Annotated in this window: 14 protein-coding genes; 10 read left to right on the top strand and 4 right to left on the bottom strand. The window is 66.8% G+C overall.

Going from position 1 to position 20,925, the window contains the following annotated elements:
* Positions 1 to 156: 156 nt before the first annotated feature.
* Positions 157 to 504: an AlpA family phage regulatory protein gene (locus Q0654_RS19890; RefSeq protein WP_298856758.1), complete on the bottom strand. Its 348-nt coding sequence runs from the start codon at positions 502 to 504 to the stop codon at positions 157 to 159.
* 760 nt (positions 505 to 1,264) lie between these two features.
* Positions 1,265 to 6,277, bottom strand: a complete 5,013-nt coding sequence (locus tag Q0654_RS19895; protein ID WP_298856759.1) for a hypothetical protein — start codon at positions 6,275 to 6,277, stop codon at positions 1,265 to 1,267.
* A 689-nt stretch (positions 6,278 to 6,966) separates the two neighbouring features.
* On the opposite strand from Q0654_RS19895, the gene Q0654_RS19900 reads away from it, so the two are divergent.
* The 6 genes from Q0654_RS19900 (at position 6,967) to Q0654_RS19925 (ending at position 16,141) form a co-directional block, all read left to right on the top strand.
* Complete coding sequence (locus Q0654_RS19900) at positions 6,967 to 7,893, top strand: site-specific integrase (RefSeq protein ID WP_298856760.1); 927 nt, start codon at positions 6,967 to 6,969, stop codon at positions 7,891 to 7,893.
* Between the two features lie 29 nt (positions 7,894 to 7,922).
* Positions 7,923 to 9,146 carry a DUF1173 family protein gene (locus tag Q0654_RS19905; protein ID WP_298856761.1) on the top strand — a complete coding sequence of 408 codons (1,224 nt, stop codon included), beginning with the start codon at positions 7,923 to 7,925 and terminating at the stop codon, positions 9,144 to 9,146.
* A 388-nt stretch (positions 9,147 to 9,534) separates the two neighbouring features.
* A complete protein-coding gene (locus tag Q0654_RS19910) occupies positions 9,535 to 9,975 on the top strand; it encodes a hypothetical protein (RefSeq protein WP_298856763.1) in 441 nt (146 codons plus the stop codon).
* Positions 9,976 to 10,044: 69 nt separating this feature from the next.
* Positions 10,045 to 11,349: a TolC family protein gene (locus tag Q0654_RS19915; RefSeq protein WP_298856764.1), complete on the top strand. Its 1,305-nt coding sequence runs from the start codon at positions 10,045 to 10,047 to the stop codon at positions 11,347 to 11,349.
* On the top strand, positions 11,346 to 12,974 hold the full coding sequence (locus Q0654_RS19920) for an efflux RND transporter periplasmic adaptor subunit (protein ID WP_298856766.1): 1,629 nt from the start codon (positions 11,346 to 11,348) through the stop codon (positions 12,972 to 12,974). Before Q0654_RS19915 ends, Q0654_RS19920 begins: the two co-directional genes overlap by 4 nt.
* The gene (locus tag Q0654_RS19925; RefSeq protein ID WP_298856768.1) at positions 12,971 to 16,141 is read left to right on the top strand and encodes an efflux RND transporter permease subunit; all 3,171 of its coding nucleotides are present in this window, start codon (positions 12,971 to 12,973) and stop codon (positions 16,139 to 16,141) included. The genes Q0654_RS19920 and Q0654_RS19925 overlap by 4 nt, the downstream gene beginning before the upstream one ends.
* A gap of 80 nt (positions 16,142 to 16,221) precedes the next feature.
* Here the strand turns inward: Q0654_RS19925 and Q0654_RS19930 are convergent, their stop codons facing one another.
* Together Q0654_RS19930 and cadR are read right to left on the bottom strand one after the other, a co-directional pair.
* Positions 16,222 to 16,569, bottom strand: a complete 348-nt coding sequence (locus Q0654_RS19930) for a CzcE family metal-binding protein (RefSeq protein WP_298856769.1) — start codon at positions 16,567 to 16,569, stop codon at positions 16,222 to 16,224.
* Positions 16,570 to 16,768: 199 nt separating this feature from the next.
* The gene (gene cadR / locus Q0654_RS19935) at positions 16,769 to 17,212 is read right to left on the bottom strand and encodes a Cd(II)/Pb(II)-responsive transcriptional regulator (RefSeq protein WP_298856770.1); all 444 of its coding nucleotides are present in this window, start codon (positions 17,210 to 17,212) and stop codon (positions 16,769 to 16,771) included.
* A gap of 85 nt (positions 17,213 to 17,297) precedes the next feature.
* Between cadR and Q0654_RS19940 the strand changes: the two genes are divergently transcribed.
* From Q0654_RS19940 to lspA, 4 genes are read left to right on the top strand one after another with little or no spacing between them, the layout of a single operon-like run.
* On the top strand, positions 17,298 to 19,574 hold the full coding sequence (locus Q0654_RS19940; RefSeq protein ID WP_298856771.1) for a heavy metal translocating P-type ATPase: 2,277 nt from the start codon (positions 17,298 to 17,300) through the stop codon (positions 19,572 to 19,574).
* The gene (locus tag Q0654_RS19945) at positions 19,571 to 19,939 is read left to right on the top strand and encodes a DUF3703 domain-containing protein (RefSeq protein ID WP_298856772.1); all 369 of its coding nucleotides are present in this window, start codon (positions 19,571 to 19,573) and stop codon (positions 19,937 to 19,939) included. The genes Q0654_RS19940 and Q0654_RS19945 overlap by 4 nt, the downstream gene beginning before the upstream one ends.
* A gap of 1 nt (position 19,940) precedes the next feature.
* A complete protein-coding gene (locus tag Q0654_RS19950; RefSeq protein ID WP_298856773.1) occupies positions 19,941 to 20,231 on the top strand; it encodes a zf-TFIIB domain-containing protein in 291 nt (96 codons plus the stop codon).
* Complete coding sequence (gene lspA / locus Q0654_RS19955; protein WP_298856774.1) at positions 20,228 to 20,749, top strand: signal peptidase II; 522 nt, start codon at positions 20,228 to 20,230, stop codon at positions 20,747 to 20,749. The genes Q0654_RS19950 and lspA overlap by 4 nt, the downstream gene beginning before the upstream one ends.
* Positions 20,750 to 20,925: the final 176 nt, after the last annotated feature.

Below are 20,925 nucleotides of genomic sequence, written 5' to 3' on the forward strand. Positions count from 1 at the left end.
GATCGGCTACAAAGTCGAGGCCACACCGGTTTGACCAGACACGTTTCATTTCAGCTACCGTCGCGATCTGAAGTTGGGGGTCCACGGGAGGCGGACGACCGAGGCCGACGCCACCCCGCATCGAGAACTGCTGGCAGGTTACGGGAGGCGACGACGTCAGCTGGATGTGTCGCGTCTCGCGGCCAGTTCCTGGATCCAGCGCGTGATCTCGACATCGATCCAGGCACTTGCCGCGCCGACCTTGACGGGCCTCGGAAACTTGCCGGCCTTGATCAGTTCGTAGACCGCGGTGCGGCCCATGCTGACACGTTCCTGCACCGCCGGGAACCGGATCAGCTTTGCCTCGCCAAGTGCGTTGACTGTATGAACAACAACATCGTTCGTGGAGTCGCCACGCGCGGTGTTGCCGGTTCCGGCTCGGCCCGCTTGCCGCACGGACAGGCGGCGAGTTCCCCGGTCGGGTGTAGACGCCTCCATCGGCTGGGAGGACAACAGCTGGTCCATGGCAAACCTCCATAGAGTGTGGTGCCGACGCGCGGGGGCCGCTGTCCGCGTCAATGAGTGCGGAAGAGCAATGGCGGCAAATGAGCACGTGAGCATGGAAACAGGTATGAGCGGCGACACGGCCGAGCCGACCGCAGCCGGTAGCTGTGCGCGTCGGGAGGCGGACCAGCAGTGCGCTGTTGCCGGATTCGTGGTCCTGGAGCCATGGGCTGAGACACCCTGGCGGGCCGTTCGAGCCTGCTCCATCGAGAGGCAAGCTACTGTTTCGTTTCACGATCACCAGGGCTGCACCTTGGCAGCGCCCACGTTCATGTTCATCGGCAACTGCCGTCCTCAATGTCGCGCAGCGAAGGTGTCGTGAGCGTCATCGGCGGCACCGACGGGTCAGGACTTCGCGCGAAGGCGTCGAGCCTGCAGCTCTCGCGAAGCGATCAGGAGCATGTAGGCATAGACCGACAGCGTCGGTTCGATCGGAGGGAGGGTCACGACCTCGAACGGCTGCTCTGGCCCGGGAAGGGTAGCGGCGACAGCACCGGCCTGCTTCAGAACTGAACCGTCGATGGCAGGCGTGTTGCGACGGTCAAGCGCATTAAACCGGCACCATCGGCAAGCGTCAATCAAGGCAGATCATCAGACTTGGATCGACCAAATGATCCTGCGACACCAACGATGCCTGTGCAGTCCCCAGCGGCGTCAACCACCTGGTGCCCACGAAGAAAATCGGCCCCACCGCAGATGCGATGGGGCCTGAGTTGCAGCTTCAGGCTGCCAATGATTCTTCGGATGCTTCCAGGCCTTGGGTGCCGGCCTCGTCCTTGTCGAGGTCCAGTTCGGCAGCCAGTGCGCGCTGCCTGCCCAGCAGGTCGGTCAGCCGTTCCTCATGCTCGAACGGCTTGCCCAGTTCCTCGCGCAGTTCGTCCAGCCGGCGACGTGTCGACGCGAGCTTGCGCTCGGTCTCCACCCGCCGGTCCGGCATGGCCAGGATCGTGTCGCGCAGCGCCTGGTACAGCGCCGGCCCCGTCTGGCAGGACCGGCAGTCGTGGACGGCTTCGCCCTTCAGGTACAGGTGCACATCGTCAAACTCACGGCCGATGAAGACCCAGAGCTCGAAGCTGCCGACCTCGCCCAGTATTTCCTCGGTCGACCGGGCCGACACGCTCGCGCGCGCCATCCTGATCACCGCCCGCAGGGCATCGCCCAGGTTTTCCGGACCCCGGTGCGTTCGACCGTGGACCGTAGCCACCAGGTCGCCTGCGTTGAGCAGGCGGGCAGCCGTGTCGGCGTCACTCGTCAGCGCCCTGAGCAGCTTCGCGCTGCTTTCGATGCGCATCGGCAGGTGCGCCACTTCCGACTCGTTGGCATAGCGCTGGTTGCGCCACACCATGAACAGCGACGAGTAGCGCGCGATGTCGGCATCCACGCCGGCCTTCTCGATCACCTTCGGATTGCCTGAGGCAAGCGCCTTGACCTCCGCATAGCTCAGCGTCGCGAGTTCCACGTCCTCGATGGAACGCAGGCCCTTGTCGCCGCTCATCACCTGCGCGATGAACTTCGCCTTGGTCAGCACCGTCTGCCAACTGTAGGCGTCGAAGCTGCCCTCAGCGACGTAACGCACGATCTCCACTTCCTCGCAATCGTTGCCTTGCCGCAGGATGCGGCCTTCTCGCTGTTCCACGTCGCAGGGGCGCCATGGGCAGTCGAGTTCATGCAGGGCGACAAGACGCTTCTGCACGTTGGTGCCGATCCCCATCTTCTGCGTCGACCCCAGCAGGACACGCACCGAGCCTTCGCGGACCCGGCGAAACAGCCTTGCCTTCTGGGCATCCGTTTCTGCGTCGTGGATGAACGCGATCTCATCGGCGGGCAGGCCCCGTTCGACGAGGTGATCCCGCAGGTCCTCGTAGACGCTGAATTCCCTGCCGCCCTTCGGCGTCGACAGATCGCAGAACACGAGCTGGGCACACTTGCTGCCCGCTGTTCGCTGCCAGATCTCATGCACCTCGTGGGCACACTTCACCACCTTGCCTTCGGGATCGGCCAGGGCGGTCGCGTCGACGAGCCTCATATCCAGTGCAGCCTTGCGGCCGTCATTGGTGATGCTCAGCATGTTGTCCACTCGCGGATCGATGCGCTCAGTCCTGAGCCGCTCCGCCCGGCGCACCAGCGATTGCACATACGCCTTGAGGGCGCTGCTCGGCCGGCAGGTCACCGTCCGGGGCTTCTGTCCCCTCAGGTCCGGCACCGGCAGGTTCAGCATCTCCCTCGTGCGGATGTCGGCCAGCTCACAGAACACGCCCATCAGGTCCGGCACGTTGATGAACCGCGCGAACCGCGTGTTCAGGCGGTAGCCGCTGCCGTCAGGTGCGATCTCGAGCGCGGTGACAGTCTCGCCGAAGGTCGCTGCCCAGGCGTCGAACTGTTCCAGGCCCAGGGCCTCCAGCGTGTTGGGCTGCAGGTAGCGCTGAAAGGTGTGGATCTCCGCCATGCTGTTGGCCACCGGCGTCGCGGTGGACAGAACCACGCCCCGATGCTGGCCCCGGTAGAGGCTCATCGTGTGGCGCGTCTTCAGGTACAGGTCGAACGCCCGCTGTGAGTTGGCGATCGGCAGTCCTGCGATCCGCGCCATCTTGGTGTGGCGCCAGAGGTTCTTGGCCAGGTGGGCTTCGTCGTACAGCACCCAGTCGATGCCGAGCGACTCCCAGCTCAGGAAGTCGTCCCTCTTCCTCTCGTTTGCCAAGCGGTCAAGGCGTACCTTCCAGGCCTTCTTCATCCGCTCCAGCTGCTTCACGATCCGGTTGGAACGATCGTCGGACCTCGACATGCGGACGGCCATCTCCAGGTCGTGGATGATGGCCTTGATGTGCCGTGTGGTGTAGGCCACGGACATCCCGAGCATTTCGAAGGTCGAGTGCGTCATCACGATGGCATCCCAGTCGCCGGTGGCGATGCGGGAGACGAACTCGCGCCGGCGGTCGCCGGCCAGATCGTCCTTCGTGGCCATGAGGACCGCTGCGCAGGGGTACAGGCGCACGAACTCGGCCGTGTACTGCTCCAGCATGTGGTTCGGCACGATGTGGGCCGGCTTGGCCGCCAAGCCCAGCCGCCGCAGTTCCATGCTGGCCGCCACCATGACGGCGGTCTTGCCCGCACCCACCGCATGGAACAGCCCAGTGTTGCCGGACTGCACGATGCGCCAGATGGCGTTGCGCTGGTGGCTATGCAGTTCGAAGCAGCGGGAGAACCCCGGCAGCTTCAGGTGCGAGCCGTCGAACTCGCGCGGGCGCGAGCAATTGAACAGGTCGTTGTAGATCCTGCACAGCCTCTCGCGGCGCTCCGCGTCCTCGTAGGCCCAGGCCGCGAACCGCTCCTTCAGCATGCCCAGTTTCTCGCGCGCCGCCACCGTCTCCGGCTTGTTGACAACGTAGGTGTCGCGGTCGGGATGCGGGTCGCGGACCGTCGGCGTCTGCACGTTCAGCGAGCACAGCACCAGTTCGATCGCGTTCATGCGGGCCGTGCCGAACTCCTGCGAGCAGGTCACGTTCCCCTGGGCTTCGTACTTGTTGACCTGGACCGACCAGGTGCCGGCCTTGGCCAAGTACTGCACGGCGGCGCCGCGCAGTTTGAGGACCTCGCGAATGAAGGCCTCGACCGATTCCGCCGGGATCCACACCGCACCGAGCCTGGGCTCGATGGACGCGGGGGGCAGGTCTTCCGGGATGACTCGTTCCAGGGCCCGGACGTTCGACTCGTAGGCCGTGCCGGCCGCCAGCGCCGCGTGCAGCTTGCGCTTCACGTTGCCCGACAGGTAGGCGTCGGCGGTTTCGTGGTCGCCGGTTTCGGGGTTCCTGTAGATCAGGCCGCGATCCTCCAGGTCGCGGGCCACTGCATTCGCATCGGCCTGCAGCAGTTCGGCCATGTAGGCCAGATCGACGCGCCCCCGCCATTGCGTGGAGTGCGCCAGCGCTTCGTCGGGCTCAGCGGCCCGTACCGGTTCGACGACACGGCTGACCGTGCGCCGGTGAAAGATGTCGGCCTTGGTCGCCGCTTCCTCCTCTTCGTCGTAGTGCTCCAGCGACAGCAGGAGCGGATAGTCGGGATCCCGCCGAAAGGCGAGGGCGTTGGCACGACCGGTGAGGCAGCCGTGCCTGGCGACGAACCTGTCGTAGCTGCCGTTGAGGCCGCGTCGCAGGTCCGCCAGCGCGTAGTCGCTCACGTCGTCCAGTTGGGCGGCAAGGAGCTTGCGCGCGCGGTCACGGATGTCGCACATGCCGGCGATGCGCTGGCGCATGGTGGCGTTCGTCCTGTCGTGGATGTCGACGAGTGCACCCTGCTGTGCGATGTGGATGCGCCCGCCGTGCAGCACGTGGCTGCCCGGGCGTGCGCCCTCGGGTGCGGCGACCGCGGTCGCCGGAGCGCTTGGCGCTGCAGAAGCCACCGGCAGCGGCACATAGACACCGCTGGGTATCAGGCTGGCGGCCTGCTGCAGCGCTGCGCCGAGGTCGCCGTCGAGGATGACAGTGGGCATCGGCGTGTATCCACGGGTCACCTTGTCAATGAGGCCGAGCACGTTGCGCGGGTTGGCCGCGTACCAGGCGTTGAACTGCATGTACTTGTCCTGGCAGCGCGGATCGCGCAACTCGTCGGGGACGAAGTCGAGGTCGACCCACTCCGCGCTGCCCGACTCTCCAGGCTGGCTCCTGCGCAGCATCACGATGTCTGACTGCACGTCGGTGCTCGCCAGCCGCATGAACGCCCCTTGCGGCAGGCGGACGGCGCTGACCAGGTCGGCCAGTGAAGCCGCGTGGGCCCGGGCCGATTCGTCGCGTTGGTCGAGAAACCAGGCCGACGTGATGAGGCACACCAGCCCGCCCGGCCGCACGAGGTCGAGCGCCTTGCCGACGAACCAGTTGTGGATGCTGAACCTGCTGTACGGCCGGTTGCGGCCGTCGCTGACCTGGTAGTTGCCGAACGGGACGTTCGAGACCACCAGATCGAAGGAGCCGTCAGCCAGCGTCGCGGCTTCGAGCCCCTGTACGCGGACGTCCACCCCCACGGCGCCGTACAACGCCCTGAGGATGCGCCCGGCCAGATCGTCCAGTTCGACCGCCGTGATGCGGCTTCGCGTGGAGATGTCGGCCGGCATGCAGCCCAGGAAGTGGCCGTTGCCGCTGCTGGGGTCCAGGATTCGCCCGCCCTCGAAACCCAGGCGGCGCAGTGCCGCCCAGATCCAGTGGACGATGAAGGGCTCGGTGTAGTGGCTGTTGTTGACCGAAGCCCTGGCCGACTCGTACTCCGCGGGCTGGAGCAGTGCCGACAACTGCATGGCGCGCTGCTTCCACGCGGCGTCGGTGCCGTCGAGGTTGAAGCTCGCCGGAATGCCGCCCCATCCGGTGAAGCGCAGCAGCGCGACGCGTTCATCGGGAGTGGGCGAACGTCCATCCCGCTCGATGGCGCGCAGCACGGCGATGGCTTCGATGTTGGCGTTGAACTTCGTCGCCTGGCCTTCGAGGCCATCAAGCACCGAGTCCGTCCACTGCGGCCAGGTGATCGCCGGGTTGTCGGCGGTGGGCTGGGTGGCCCGGGCCGTGGCGGGCCGCCAGGGTCTTGGCAGATCGCCGGCTGTATCCGCGGACGCGGACTCGCCTGAGTCTGCCGATAGGACTGCTGCCGGGGCTGCAGCTTCGTCGTTCGAACTGAAGAGGTCGGGATAGGCTGGGGCATCGATCTCGAAGCCCGGCAGCCAGAGGGATGCGTGCGTGGCTTTGCTTGCCATGGGGTTTCTCCAGGGAATGGAGAGCGCACGTCCCCCAGGGGGAGCGTGTGCTCCCCGGTTGGGAGGATTCGGTCGATGCAGGCTTGTGGGTTCAAGCGCGGCTGATCGACCCCGAAGGATCTGTTGGAGGTCGGCCATGCCGCTGGCCGCGCCGGTGATCGGTACGGCTGGCGTTCGGAGGCTGGACTCGATTGGGGATGTGCCCTGCGTTCAGGGCGCGTCGCGGGGGAGCGCTCTGGCGGGTCGTGCGTGCCGTGGATTCACGGCGTACGCGTTCGATGAAAGGTCATGGGCGGGTCACGACCGCTAACGCCGACTTGCGTCGGTGCGCCCGGGAGGGCGGCACGGGCTGATGCCTGAAGTGCGACGCCAGTATGGCGAAAGGCCGGCGACGGCGAAAGGGTGCGAGTGCGACCGTCGCATGCTCATCTGCTCATACCTCGGACGGGTGCGCACGGTCTGGTGACCCTGCGCTGGCCAAGGGGTGAGGGTGCACGCGGTTGCAGCATCGTCCCGCGCCGGTGTCGAGAGCCTGAATGCTCATCCGGACACCACCCATGACACCGGAAAGCGGGCCATTTGCGGCGGGATTTCCGCTGGCGCGAGGTGGATCACAGGGGAACACTGGGCCCGAACGACAGCCGGCCTGCGCGACCGGCGTGGAGCCGACCCACACGAGAAAGCACGCGATGAAGCCGGAGACGATCGCCAAGGCCAGGACGATGCTTTCCAGCGTCCTGCTCGACGGCCTGAGCTATCGCGAGGCCGGCGCCCCTTTCGGCGTGGGGCGATCGACGGTCGAGCGTTCGATCAAGAGCCTGGTGTTGGAGGTCGCCCGCGAGCACGGCATACCCGAGCTGGACGAGGACGGACTGTCCTGCTTGCCGCGCCTGCGGCAGTTTCGTGAGCCCGTCCTGCGCGCCGTCGCCGCATACACACCGGTCCATCCGCGCCGAAAGCGCCTCACCTTGCTGGAGCCCGACGAGATCGCTGCGGGTGCCAACCGCGTCCGCCTGCGCAGCGAGAACGCCAACCGGGACGTCGCGCTGATCTACGTGCTCTTCTGCACCGGCGCCAAGCCGATCGAGATCGCACGGCTTGAGGTGCGCGACTACCTGAACAGCGACGGGTCGATCCGTGAGCGCTCGGAGATGCGGCCCGAAACCGCTGTCAACGGGCGGAGTCGACCACTCTTCTTCACTTCGTCGCGAGCCTGTGCGGCGGTGGATGCCTACCTCGTCGAGCGCCGCCGCCGCAAACTCGGCGTCGCGGTGCCTGCGTCCGGTTTCGACGCCTACAGGGGACTCGATCCTTCCAGTGCGTTGTTCCTGACAGAAGGGGGATGGCCCTTCGAGATCGGTGGACGGGGCCCGAACGATCAGCGTGAGACATGCCGACTCATGATCGCGACCCTGCGCGCCATATTCAAGCGGGCAGGGTGGACTGGCGTGACTGCGCAGTCCGCCCGGCGCGTGGTGGCTCGGAGGCTCGCGGACAAGGGCGCCGACGGAGCGCAGGTCGGGGAGATCCTGGGTCTCTCGAGTTCGCGTGCGGTGCGCCGCCTGCTGGGCAGCAACCGCAGGCCGCTCGAGAACCTGGCCCGCGAACTGGTGTGAGCAGAACGCGAACGCCGGACCAGACGAGAGTGCAGGGCGAGGACACGTTGGAGTCGACCCGCTACTTCATCAAGGGGCGGACCTACCCAGCGGCCGATCCGGGGCTGCAGGACGCCCTTGCTCAGGTCTATGGATCGCCGGAGCGACCGCGTTGCCTGTGCGTGTCCGGCGGCATCGAGATGTACATCGCCAGGCACGCCGAGTACATCGTCAAGCGCATGCCCGACACCGGGCATCTTCACCATCCGACCTGCCCGTCGTTCGAACCGGAACCGGGCATGTCGGGGCTGGGCGAACTGGCGGGCGTTGCGATCATCGAACACGCGCCGGATCAGGTCGAGGTGCGGACGGACTTCGCGATGTCGCGGTTGCCGGGCAAAGCCGTCCCGCGTGGCGAAGCGGTGATCGACCCTGCCGAGGTTCACGCGCCGCGCAAGCGCATGAGCCTTCGTGCGCTGCTGCACTTCCTCTACGAGCGGGGAGGATTCAACCGCTGGTATCCGGCGATGGAAGGCCGGCGCAACCAGGGCGTTCTTCACAAGTACCTGTCCGAGGCTGCCAGGGGTGTGACGGTCAAAGGAGCATCACTGGACGAGCGGCTGTATGTCCCGGAGCCGTTCAGGGTCGAACTCAAGGACGAGATCGGCGAGCGCAGGCGCAAGAAGCTCGCGCTGCTGCTGTCGCCTGAAGATGCCGGCCAGTACAAGATGGCCATCATCGTCGGCGAGTACAACGGTTCGGAGGCGACGGCCTTCGGCCGCAGGATCGTCGTCAAGCACATGCCGGATGTGCCTCTGTACATCGAGACCAAGGCATGGGAGCGCGTCGAACGCAGCTATGCAGCCATCCTGCAGGCGCGCGACGCGGATGTGCCGAAGAAGCCGCGCGTGATGATGGCCGCCCTGGTCTATGCCAAGCGCGAGCACGTCTACCAGGTGGACACGGTGAGCATGATGCTGACCACGGATCAGTGGATTCCCCTGGACGGGTTGCACGAACTGCCACTGATCGAGTTGCTCCAGCGCGAGCAGCGCGCATTCATGAAGCCGATGAGGTACGACGCCAGATCGGCGGCGGGTTTTCCCAACGTCTTGCTGCTGGACAGTGGAACTGTGCCGATGCCGCTGCATGTGACGAGTCCCCTCATGGAGGCGAAGGAGCGGTCGGCGAAGGAGAAGGTGCTGGCCGGTCTGCCTGCTGCGTGGATATGGATGACCGCCAAGAGCATGCCAGCGCTGCCTGCCCATCGATGAGGACGTCCGCCCCTGGAACTTTCGCGACGTTTCCTGACGCACGTCGCCTGGGCCTGCTTCTGACGCCCTGAGAAGTGTTCTTATCAGACGTCGTTTGGTATCGCAAATTCACTGGCGCAGCAGACCCCCTCAGATTAGCTGGTCTTGATCCCTGCCCCGGCCTGCTGTCCGAGCGACGCCGACTCGTGCGGCACAGAGCCTTCTTTGGCTCCGTGCGGGGCGTCATCGTGAGTCGTACTGCTCGGCCATGGTCGACCGTCCGACTCCCCCTTGCAATTGGCGCGGACCAGTTCCCATGTGCTCCCTGGAGATCCTGGCGATTACTCGGGGGCCAGTCACCAGAAGCCGTGCTCGTGCCAGACTTGCCTCGGCAGTGGGCGCCTTGCCGATGCGCTATCGTCCGACCGTGAGATTCAGCCAGCGCCTTCGTGCCCGCCTCATCGGCCTTGTGTCGATGGCCTTGCTGTCCTCGCAGATCGCCGTGGCCGCCTATGCCTGCCCGGCGATGGGCGACCGGTTCAACCGGGACGCGGCCGATACGATGGCGATGGCCGGCATGCCCTGCGCCGAAATGATGGCGGCCGGGGTGCCGCTCGATCCCGAGCAGCCGGCGCTGTGTCTGCAGCATTGCCAGTTCGGCACGACCACGCAGGTGGTCGACCATGTTCCCCCGGCCTTCGTGCCGGTGACGACACTGCCCGCGTTGTTCGAGGTCTCGCTCGACCAGGGGCTGGACACGGTCCTGAGCGCATGGGCCGAAGACGAGCGCCTGCGTGACCGACCTCCTCCGCTCGCGCTCAGCATCGCGCACTGCTGCTTTCGCATCTGATCTCCTGAAGTCGCCCGCTTGAACGGTCGCGGCGCTGCCGCGGCCAGGTTCCGGACTTCAGGAGTTCCCATGATTTTCTACCTGCCCCGGAGGCGCAACGGCCTCCGATTGGCGCCGTCGATCGCGCTGTGCGTGGCCCTCGGCACCCAGGCTGCGCTCGCGCAGTCTCCGCTGTCTCTCGAACGCGCTGTGGCCGCCGCCACCGGCCGCTCGCAACTCGTGATCGCCGCCGATGCCCAGGCGCGGGCGGCGCGCGAGACGGCCACGGCCGCGGGGCAACTGCCCGACCCGGTACTCAAGCTCGGCCTCAACAACCTGCCGATCGACGGCCCCGACCGCTACAGCGTCACGCGCGACTTCATGACCATGCGCTCGGTCGGGGTCATGCAGGAGCTGACCCGGGCCGACAAGCGCAGTGCCCGGGTGCGTCGCGCCGAGCGCGAGATCGAACTGGCCCAGGTGACTCGCCAGGCCACCATCGCGGACCTGCAGCGTGACACCGCGCTGGCCTGGCTGGAACGCTCGTACCAGGAGTCGATGCAGGAACTGCTGAAGTCCCAGATCGCCCAGGCCGAGCTGCAGGTCGAAGCCGCGCAGACGCTGTACCGCAGCGGCAAGGGCTCGCAGGCAGAAGTCTTCGCTGCTCGTGGAACAGTCGAGCAGCTACGCGACGGTATCGCGCAGGTCGAGCGCCGGGTGGCAGTGGCGAGCACGCAGCTCGGTCGCTGGATCGGTGACGGCGCGCGGGACTCGCTGGCGCCACGGCCAAGGCTCACCCTGCCGGCATGGACCGAGGGTGCGCTGGCGGACCACCTGGCCCGGCACCCGCAGGTTGCAGCCGCCACTCAGCAGGAGGCGATCGCCGACAGCGATGCCGCCGTCGCGCGAGCCGCACGATCGGCGGACTGGAGCGCGGAGCTGCAGTACAGCCAGCGTGGGCCGGCCTACTCGAACATGGTGTCGATCAACCTGTCGGTGCCGCTGCAGTGGGACCAGAAGAACCGACAGGACCGCGAACTGGCCGCACGGCTGGCCGGCGTCGACGAGGCCCGTGCTAGGCGCGAGGAACTGCAGCGGGCGCACGAAGCCGAAGTGCGCGCCATGCTGCAGGACTGGCGCAGCCACGAGGAGCGGCTGAAGCGCTACGACGCGTCCTTGTTGCCATTGGCGACTCAGCGCGGCGAGGCCGCCCTGGCGTCGTATCGCGCGGGGTCCGGTCCGCTGACTGCCGTCCTCGATGCCCGCCGCGGCGAGCTCGAGGTGCGCATGGAACGCCTGCGCATCGAGATGGACCGCGCCCGCATCTGGGCCCAGCTCAACTACCTGCTGCCGTCTCACGACGGCGCCCACGGCAAGCCGGAGGCACTGCAATGAACACTCGACACACGCTGATCGCCATCGGCGCCGCTGCTGCGCTGGCCGCGGGCGGCTATGCGCTCTACCGGTTCGGCATGCACCGTGGCATGGGGCAGGCCGGCGGCGCGGCAGCGCCCACGACCGGCTCGGTCGTGGGCGAGGACCCGACCAGAAGCATCGCTGCAGGCGAGGCCGCGACGCGCCGCCATATCAAGGAAGGGATCAAGGCCGGAGATGTCGATCCGGCCACGGGCAAGCCCGTCCTCTACTACCACGACCCCATGGTGCCGGGGAAGCGTTTCGACGCGCCGGCCAAGTCGCCCTTCATGGACATGATGCTGGTGCCGGTCTACGGCGGTGCCGGTGGCGACGACCAAGGGACCGTCACCGTGAGCCCGCGCATCCAGCAAAACCTGGGCGTGCGTACGGCCGATGTCGTCGAGGGTGTGCTGCAGCCGATGGTGAGCGCGGTCGGCAGCATCGCCTGGAACGAGCGCGATCAGTCGGTGGTGCAGGCCCGAGCGACAGGCTACATCGAGAAGCTGCACGTGCGCGCGACGCTCGACCGTGTGCGCGCGGGTCAGCCCTTCGCCGAGCTCTACGTGCGCGAGTGGGTCGCCGCCCAGGAGGAGTACCTGGGGGTCAGGCGCTTCGCCGCGGGCGATGCCGGGCTGATTGCCGCCGCACGCCAGCGCCTGCTGCTGGCCGGGATGAGCGAGGCCCAGGTCGCGCGCGTCGATGCGGCGGAGGCCGTGCAGCCGCGCATCACCCTCGTTGCGCCGTCGAGCGGCGTGGTCGCGGAGCTGATCGCCCGCGAAGGCATGACGGTCGCGCCGGGGATGCTGCTCGCGCGCATCAACGGCCTGACCAGCGTCTGGGCCAACGCCGAGCTCCCCGAGAGCCAGGCCGCGCTCGTACGCCCCGGCAGCCAAGTCGAGGCACGCAGTCCCGGGGTCCCCGGGGCGGTGTTCCGCGGCAGCGTGCAGGCGCTGCTGCCCGAAGTGAACTCGACCACGCGCACCCTAAAGGCGCGCGTGCAGTTCGCCAACCATGGCGGTCAGTTGGTGCCAGGCCTGTTCGTCACGATGCAGTTCATGGACACCCGCGCGGGCAAGGCCTTGCTGGTGCCGACCGAGGCGGTGATCCAGACCGGCCGGCGCGCGGTGGTGATGGTGGCCGAAGAGGGTGGGCGCTTTGCGCCGGTCGATGTGGAAACCGGCCTGGAGACCGGCGGCCAGACCGAGATCAAACGCGGCCTGAAGGCCGGCCAGCGTGTCGTCGTCTCGTCGCAGTTCCTGATCGACTCCGAAGCCAGCCTGAAGGGCGTCGAGGCGCGGCTCAACAACCAGCCGGCGCCGACGGCCGCCAACACCGCCCAGCGCCACAGCGCCCAAGGCCTGATCGAGTCGCTGGACCGCGAGAGCGTCACGCTCAGCCACGGCCCGATCCCGAGCGTCGGCATGGGCGCGATGACGATGGAGTTCAAGCTGCCGCCGCTGAAGCAACGGTCGCGCGGCCTGGCGGTGGGTGACCGCGTCGACTTCGAGTTCTATGTAGACCCGACCGATGGCCCGACGGTGACCACGCTTACGCTGCTGCCTCCGGCTGCACCTGCTGCTGCCGCACCGGGAGCGTCGCGATGATCGCCGCGCTGATCCGCTGGTCCATCGTTAACCGCTTCCTGGTGCTGCTGGCGACCGTCATCGTCACCGCCTGGGGCCTGTGGGCCGTGCAGCGCACGCCGCTGGACGCCCTGCCCGACCTGTCGGACGTGCAGGTGATCATTCGCACGCCTTACCCAGGCCAGGCGCCGCGCATCGTCGAGAACCAGGTCACCTACCCACTGACGACGACGATGCTGTCGGTGCCGGGTGCGAAGGTCGTGCGCGGCTATTCGTTCTTCGGCGACAGCTTCGTCTACGTGCTGTTCGAAGATGGCACCGACCCGTACTGGGCTCGTTCGCGCGTACTGGAGTACCTGAACCAGGTGCAGTCGCGGCTGCCAGCGGCGGCCAAACCGGCGCTCGGGCCGGATGCGACCGGCGTGGGCTGGATCTACCAGTACGCGCTGGTCGACCGCAGCGGCACAATGGATGCGGGTCAGCTGCGCGCGCTGCAGGACTGGTTCCTGAAGTACGAGCTGAAGACAGTGCCCAACGTCGCCGAGGTCGCATCGGTCGGCGGCATGGTGCGCCAGTACCAGGTGCTGCTCGATCCCGACAAGCTGGCGGCCTACAACGTGCCGCACGGCGCGGTGATAGCCGCGATTCGCAACGCCAACCAGGAGGCCGGCGGTTCGGTGCTGGAACTGGGCGAGGCCGAGTACGTGGTGCGCGCCTCGGGCCTGCTGGCGACGCTGGACGACTTCCGCAAGATTCCCTTGAGTGCCACCGACGCCGGCGTCAGCGTGCGCCTGGGCGACGTGGCACGCATCCAGGTCGGCCCGGAGATGCGCCGTGGCATCGGCGAACTCGACGGCGAAGGCGAGGCCACCGGCGGCGTGATCGTGATGCGCTCGGGCAAGAACGCGCTGGAGACCATCGCAGCCGTCAAGGCCAAGATCGCGTCGCTGCAGGCCAGCCTGCCGAAGGGCGTCGAGATCGTGCCGACCTACGACCGCTCCAGCCTGATCGAGCGCGCGGTCGAGAACCTGAGCCACAAGCTGATCGAGGAGTTCATCGTTGTCGCGCTCGTGTGCATGGTGTTCCTGTTCCACCTGCGCTCGGCCTTCGTCGCGATCGTCACGCTGCCGCTGGGCATCCTGGCCAGCTTCATCGTCATGCACTACCAGGGTGTCAATGCGAACGTGATGTCGCTCGGCGGCATCGCGATTGCCATCGGCGCGATGGTCGATGCGGCGGTGGTGATGATCGAGAACGCGCACAAGCACATCGAGGCATGGCGGCACGAGCACCCGGGCGAGGACCTGAAGGGAGAAGCGCAGTGGCGCGTGGTGGGCGATGCCGCGGTCGAGGTCGGCCCCGCGCTGTTCTTCTCGCTGCTGATCATCACGCTGAGCTTCATCCCGGTGTTCACGTTGGAGGCCCAGGAGGGCCGGCTGTTCTCGCCGCTGGCCTACACGAAGACCTATGCGATGGCGGCTTCCGCGGGGCTGGCAGTGACGCTGGTGCCGGTGCTGATGGGCTACCTGATCCGCGGGCGTATCCCCGACGAACGTCGTAACCCGTTGAACCGCGCGCTGATCGCCGCCTACCGGCCGCTGCTCGACGGCGTACTGGCCTGGCCGAAGGCGACCGTTGTCGTCGCCTTGCTGCTGCTCGCCAGCACCGCCTGGCCGATCCTGAAAATCGGCGGCGAGTTCATGCCGCCGCTGGACGAAGGCGACCTGCTCTACATGCCCACCGCGCTGCCCGGCCTGTCGGCCGGCAAGGCGGCCGAGCTGCTGCAGCAGACCGACCGGCTGATCAAGACCCTGCCCGAAGTGCAATCGGTCTACGGCAAGGCCGGCCGCGCCGAGACCGCCACCGATCCGGCACCGATGGAGATGTTCGAGACCACGATCCAGTTCAAGCCAAAGAACGAGTGGCGCGATGGCATGACGAGCGACAAGCTGGTCGAGGAACTGGACCGCATCGTCAAGGTGCCAGGGCTGTCGAACATCTGGGTGCCGCCGATCCGCAACCGCATCGACATGCTGGCCACCGGCATCAAGAGCCCCGTCGGGGTGAAGGTGGCCGGCACCGACCTGGTCGAGATCGACCGCCTGGCCGGCGAGATCGAGAAGGCGGTAAAGGGCGTGCCCGGCGTCAGCAGTGCGCTGGCAGAGCGGCTGACCGGTGGGCGTTATGTCGACGTGAACATCAACCGCGATGCTGCGGCACGCTACGGCATGAACATCGCCGACGTGCAGTCGGTGATCAGCGCCGCGGTCGGCGGCGAAAACGTCGGCGAGACGGTGGAAGGCCTGCAGCGCTTCCCGATCAACGTGCGTTACCCGCGCGAGGTCCGCGACTCGCTGGAAAAGCTGCGCAAGCTGCCCGTCCTGACGCCGCGTGGCGCACGCATAGTGCTGTCCGACGTGGCCGAGCTGCGCATCACCGACGGCCCGCCGATGCTGCGCAGCGAAAACGCGCGTCTGGCCGGCTTCGTCTACGTCGACATCCGCGGGCGCGACCTGAAGTCGGCGGTGATCGACATGCAGAAGGCGGTGGCCGAGCAGGTGAAGCTGACACCCGGCTACTCGGTCTCGTGGTCGGGGCAGTTCGAGTTCCTGGAGCGCGCGACGGCCAAGCTGAAGGTGGTCGTGCCCTTTACGCTGGGCATCATCTTCGTGTTGCTGTACCTGACCTTCCGCCGCTTCGACGAGGCGCTACTGATCCTGGCGACGCTGCCCTTCGCGCTGATCGGCGGCTTCTGGCTTCTCTACCTGCTGCGCTACAACCTCAGCGTGGCCGGCGCGATCGGCTTCATCGCGTTGGCCGGCGTGTCGGCCGAGTTCGGCGTGATCATGCTGCTGTACCTGCGGCAGGCCTGGGACGAGCGCATCCGCTCCCGCAACACAAGTGCCGAGGACCTGCTGGATGCGATCCGCGAGGGTGCTGTGCTGCGAGTGCGGCCGAAGGCGATGACGGTCGCAGTGATCCTGGCAGGCCTGTTCCCGATCATGTGGGGTACCGGCACCGGTTCGGAAGTGATGCAACGCATCGCCGCGCCGATGGTGGGGGGCATGATCACGGCGCCGCTGCTGTCGATGTTCGTCATACCCGCCGCTTACTTCCTGATGCGGCGGCCGCGATCGGCGAAGGCCAACAGGCATGCAGTGTGGCGAAGACAACGCGCAGCGACTTGATCGTCTCCTGCGACCGCATCAGGAGGCGGCGCTGGTCTGATAACCGGCCGCCTGAAATTAACCGTTGGTGTCTTGAGGGCTCACCTGCGGGTCTGCGGATCTCTGCCAACGTAGACCGCGAGGGGTTTGGCGGGAAACCCGGCAGGGGCAATCTTGACCACATCGACCGCACGACCGCCGAGCCCGTTGAAGGTCCACGAAAACTGCTGGCCTGCGCTGCGGAAGGTCACGGTTTCGCCATAGGCGACGTTGATCGCGCCGGTCGAAGCAATGTCGACAACACGCGCTGCGGAAGCTTGCGCGGTCGGCTGTCCATAGTAGGACTGCCCGTTCATGAAAGTATCTGTTCCGTTGGCCGCAAGACTGGCTAGGGACAAGCTTGCCAGGCCAAGCAGGGCCGCGGCTTTGAGCGATTGGATCGAGCGCATTGAGGTCTCCTTCTCGGATGTTCGCCCGTGCCGCCGGTGCGGCACAGGCGATGCCGTTTCTGGCATCGAGAAGGACTGTAGGAAGTTGCTTCCAACAGTCTCTGAACGGGAACATGACAAATCTGTCATGTCCGGACCGGCCCCCCCAAGGGCTTCGCAAGAGCCTCAGAAGGGCGGCCCAGTGCGACTGCCCTGCAAGTCAATGCGCGCCGCGGATGTGCCGGTGGGGTGAAGCCGAACTGCCGTGGCTCGCAGCGCCGTCCAATTCATTCAGGATGCCGCACGCTTCGATGGCATGCGGCGCGCTGCAGCGGGCGCGAAGGGCTTTCAGGTCCTTCTCCAACGCGCGCAACTCGCGGATGCGCTGGCCGACATGGCCGATGTGTTCGTCGAGCAAGGCATTCACCTCGCCGCAGTCCTGTAACGGTGCGTCACGCAGGCGCAGCAGCGAACGGATCTCGTCCAGCGCCATGTCCAGATTGCGGCAATGGCGGATGAAAGCCAGCCGATCGGCATGTGCGGCGGTGTACAGGCGGTAGTTGTTTTCAGACCGCTGCGCGGCCGGCAACAAGCCCTCACGCTCGTAGAAGCGGATGGTTTCGACCGGGGTGCCGGTCTGCTCAGCCAGATTGCCGATGCGCATGCGAAGTCCCTCTTGCCGTCCAGGGCTTGACTCTACACCGGCTACAGGGTTTTCAATGACTGCCACAAGCAGAAGGAAGCCACAAGTGAGCACCACCGAATCAAGCGCCGAGACAGCCCCGGAAACCAAGCCCAAGTCCGCACCGGCGGACAGTTGCGGGGCCTGCCATTCCGACGCGCCCGCGAAAACGCCGACACCTGAACGCCGGACTGCAAAGGGCTGGTCCCGTTTTCGCGTGCCAACCATGGACTGCGCCAGCGAGGAGTCGGAGATCCGTCGGGCGGTCGACGGCATCGACGGCATCCGGGCGCTCACATTTCAGCTTGGGCAGCGCACCTTGGCCCTTGATGCGCCAGGAGCCGCCGTCGAACTGGCCGTCGCCGCGATGCGCAAGGCGGGCTTCGATCCACAGCCGCTTCCCGACTCCGGCGCCAGTTCCACCGATGCTGCGAGTCAGGCAGAGGACGACCACGACCACGGTGCCGGATCGGCCGGCGCCTGGCGCCTGGGGTGGGCGCTGTTGCTGGCCGTCGGCGCCGAATTGCTGGGCTTCTTCGCCCCGGACACGCAGGTCTGGAAGGGCGCGGGGCTGGTCGTGTCGGCGGTGGCCATTTGGCTGGCCGGCTTCGATGTCTACAAGAAGGGACTGACCGCGTTGCGCCACGGCCGGCTCAACATCAATGCGCTGATGACCGTCGCGGTCACCGGCGCGTTTGCCATCGGCCAGTGGCCCGAGGCGGCGATGGTGATGGCGCTGTATGCCATCGCAGAGGCCATCGAGGCGCGCGCGGTCGATCGCGCCCGCAATGCGATCAAGGGCCTGCTGGAGATGGCGCCGGAGGAAGCGGCGGTGCACCAGGCCGATGGCACCTGGTTGAATGTGCAGGTTGCGTCGGTCGCATTGGGCGCCGTCGTGCGTGTACGCCCTGGCGAACGCGTGCCGATGGACGGTGTTGTCACCGAAGGCAATTCCAGCATCAACCAGGCCCCGGTCACGGGCGAGAGCATCCCGGTCGACAAGGCGGTCGGTGACCCGGTGTTCGCCGGCACCATCAACGAGACCGGGACCTTTGAATTCAAGGTAACGGCCCTGGCGTCGAACTCCACGCTCGCCCGTATCATCCATGCGGTCGAGGAGGCGCAGGGGACACGGGCGCCAACGCAGGGTTTCGTGGACCGCTTTGCCGCCATCTACACACCTGCTGTCTTCGTCATCGCCCTGGCCGTGGCGTTGCTTGGCCCGTGGCTGCTCGACTGGACATGGCTGCAAGCGATCTACAAGGCGCTCGTGCTGCTTGTCATTGCGTGCCCGTGCGCGCTCGTGATCTCGACACCGGTCACCATCGTCAGCGGCCTGGCAGCGGCAGCGCGTCGCGGCATCCTGATCAAGGGCGGCATCTACCTGGAGGGCGCCCGCAACCTGAAAGCGATTGCGCTCGACAAGACCGGCACGATCACGGAAGGCAAGCCCAAACTTGTGGCCCGTGAGTCGATCGACCCCACCGCCGACGCGGCCCATGTGGAGAGCGTGGCCGCCGCGCTGGCCGGTCATTCCGACCACCCTGTGTCGCGCGCCATCGCTCAGGGTCTGAAGCCATCGACGTTGCAGGTCAGCGACTTCAAGGCGCTCGCTGGCCGTGGTGTGCAGGCCGACATCGACGGTGTCAGCTATGCGCTGGGCAACCACCGGCTCATCGAGGAGCGCGGGCAGTGCTCGCCAGCGCTGGAGGCCACGCTGAAGGGGCACGAGGAGGCCGGCCGCACGGTCACGCTGCTGGCCTCGCCGACGGGTGTGCTGGCGCTGTACGCTGTGGCGGACACCATCAAGCCCTCGTCGCGCGAAGCGGTGGCATCACTGATCGCGCTGGGCATCACGCCGGTGATGCTGACCGGCGACAACCAGGCCACGGCGACGGCCATCGCCCACGAAGCCGGCATCGACGAAGCGCGTGGCAACCTGCTGCCTGAAGACAAGCTCGAAGCGATCAAAGCGCTGCAGGCCAAGCACGGCCCGACCGCCATGACCGGCGACGGCATCAACGATGCACCCGCGCTGGCGCAGGCCGATATCGGTGTGGCTATGGGCGCAGCCGGCACCGACACCGCGATGGAAGCGGCCGACGTGGTGGTGATGAACGACGACCTGCGCCGCATCGCCGAGACGGTCGTGCTGTCGCGCGACACGCACGCGGTGCTGTGGCAGAACATCTCGCTGGCCTTGGGCATCAAGCTCGTTTTCCTGGTGCTGGCGGTGTTCGGCAACGCGTCGATGTGGATGGCGATATTCGCCGACATGGGTGCCAGCCTGCTGGTCGTGGGCAACGGGCTTCGGCTGCTGAAGAAGGGAGTCAAAACGTCATGAAAACGGTCTCGCCGCGTATCACCACCCGTACAGCTGCCTTCGAAGCGGCCCTGTCGGAAGCCGGCCGTCGGCTTGCCGCTGGCGATGCCGCCGCCGCGTTGCAGTCGTTGGAACGCGCCCATGTGCTGGGCCAGAACGACTTTGGGCCCCACCTGCGAGTCCACTTGCGCATGCTGCATGTCGGCTGGAGATCGCACGACTGGCACGAAGTACGCGGCCAAGTCCTGCGCATCGCACTCGTTCCCCTCGGTCACCTGCTGGGGCGGTTGCCGCGCGGCAACACGGGCGCAGCGAGCGTCAGCGCCTTCGCCCCGATGGCCATCGCACCCGATATCGAGCGCTTGCTCGACAACAAGGAGTCATGACATGGATTGTCCCGTTTGCAAGACCGAGCGCCTCTCGATGATGGAACGCCAGGGCATCGAGATCGACTACTGCCCCAAATGCCGTGGCGTCTGGCTTGACCGGGGTGAACTCGACAAGATTGTCGAACGCTCAGTGGTGGAACTGGCTGCGGCCGTACCGGGTTCAGCGCCCGCCCCGCAGCCCTTTGCGCCGCAGGCCGAGTACGGTCACGGCGGGCATCGCCCTCGACATGACGACCGTTCTTCCGGGGGACACCGGCGCAAGTCGTTCCTGCAGGACCTCTTCGATTGAACAACCGGCGGTTCAACTCACGCGACAGGTGGGGCGCGAGCCTTCTGCTCGCCGCGGTCCTGGCCATGCTGGACCAGTTCGTCAAGGCCGGCGTGGCAGCGACCCTCCCGCTCGGCAGCAGCGTCACGCTGACGCCTTGGTTCAACCTCGTGCACGTGCTCAATCCCGGCGCGGCCTTCTCATTCCTGGCCGACGCGGGGGGCTGGCAGCGCCACGCCCTCAGCGGCATCGGCATCGTCGTCAGCCTTGCGCTCGCCGTTCTGTTGTGGCGCGGCGTTCGCAGCCGTCTCGAAGCGGCTGCGTATGTCGGCTTGATCGGCGGCGCCCTGGGCAACGTCATTGACCGGCTGCGCATCGGTGCGGTGGTCGACTACCTCGATCTGTATTGGCGTGACATGCATTGGCCAGCCTTCAACCTGGCCGATGTGTGGGTGGTCGGCGCTGCCGGCCTGCTGGTGCTGGCATCGTTCAAACCCGGAGTTGCCCCCGAGCCGCGCGGCCAGGGCGGTACATCCTGAGGTGTGCCTCCACGCCGCTCAAGGGCATCGACAATGACAGCGCCCGGTGCTGCTGATCGTCAGCCTGCTGCGGGTCTGGCCCGAATATTGCCAACCTTCCCATGTCCACAGAACAGCCTACAGATCAGCTTGGTGGTCACTCCCGAAGACTCTGGGCGCCCCTGTTCCTGGCCTGG

Origin of the sequence: uncultured Aquimonas sp. (genome assembly GCF_937888285.1) — a bacterium.
In the GTDB taxonomy this organism is placed as follows: Bacteria; Pseudomonadota; Gammaproteobacteria; order Xanthomonadales; family Xanthomonadaceae; genus Aquimonas.

Bases quoted from the DNA above. Each gene is read 5' to 3' on its own strand.
- Q0654_RS19925 (WP_298856768.1), top strand. From the start codon at position 12,971: ATGATCGCCGCGCTGATCCGCTGGTCCATCGTTAACCGCTTCCTGGTG.
- Q0654_RS19910 (WP_298856763.1), top strand. From the start codon at position 9,535: ATGCGCTATCGTCCGACCGTGAGATTCAGCCAGCGCCTTCGTGCCCGC.
- cadR (WP_298856770.1), bottom strand. From the start codon at position 17,212: ATGCGCATCGGCAATCTGGCTGAGCAGACCGGCACCCCGGTCGAAACC.
- Q0654_RS19920 (WP_298856766.1), top strand. From the start codon at position 11,346: ATGAACACTCGACACACGCTGATCGCCATCGGCGCCGCTGCTGCGCTG.
- Q0654_RS19890 (WP_298856758.1), bottom strand. From the start codon at position 504: ATGGACCAGCTGTTGTCCTCCCAGCCGATGGAGGCGTCTACACCCGAC.
- Q0654_RS19945 (WP_298856772.1), top strand. From the start codon at position 19,571: ATGAAAACGGTCTCGCCGCGTATCACCACCCGTACAGCTGCCTTCGAA.
- Q0654_RS19895 (WP_298856759.1), bottom strand. From the start codon at position 6,277: ATGGCAAGCAAAGCCACGCACGCATCCCTCTGGCTGCCGGGCTTCGAG.
- Q0654_RS19900 (WP_298856760.1), top strand. From the start codon at position 6,967: ATGAAGCCGGAGACGATCGCCAAGGCCAGGACGATGCTTTCCAGCGTC.
- Q0654_RS19930 (WP_298856769.1), bottom strand. From the start codon at position 16,569: ATGCGCTCGATCCAATCGCTCAAAGCCGCGGCCCTGCTTGGCCTGGCA.
- Q0654_RS19915 (WP_298856764.1), top strand. From the start codon at position 10,045: ATGATTTTCTACCTGCCCCGGAGGCGCAACGGCCTCCGATTGGCGCCG.
- Q0654_RS19950 (WP_298856773.1), top strand. From the start codon at position 19,941: ATGGATTGTCCCGTTTGCAAGACCGAGCGCCTCTCGATGATGGAACGC.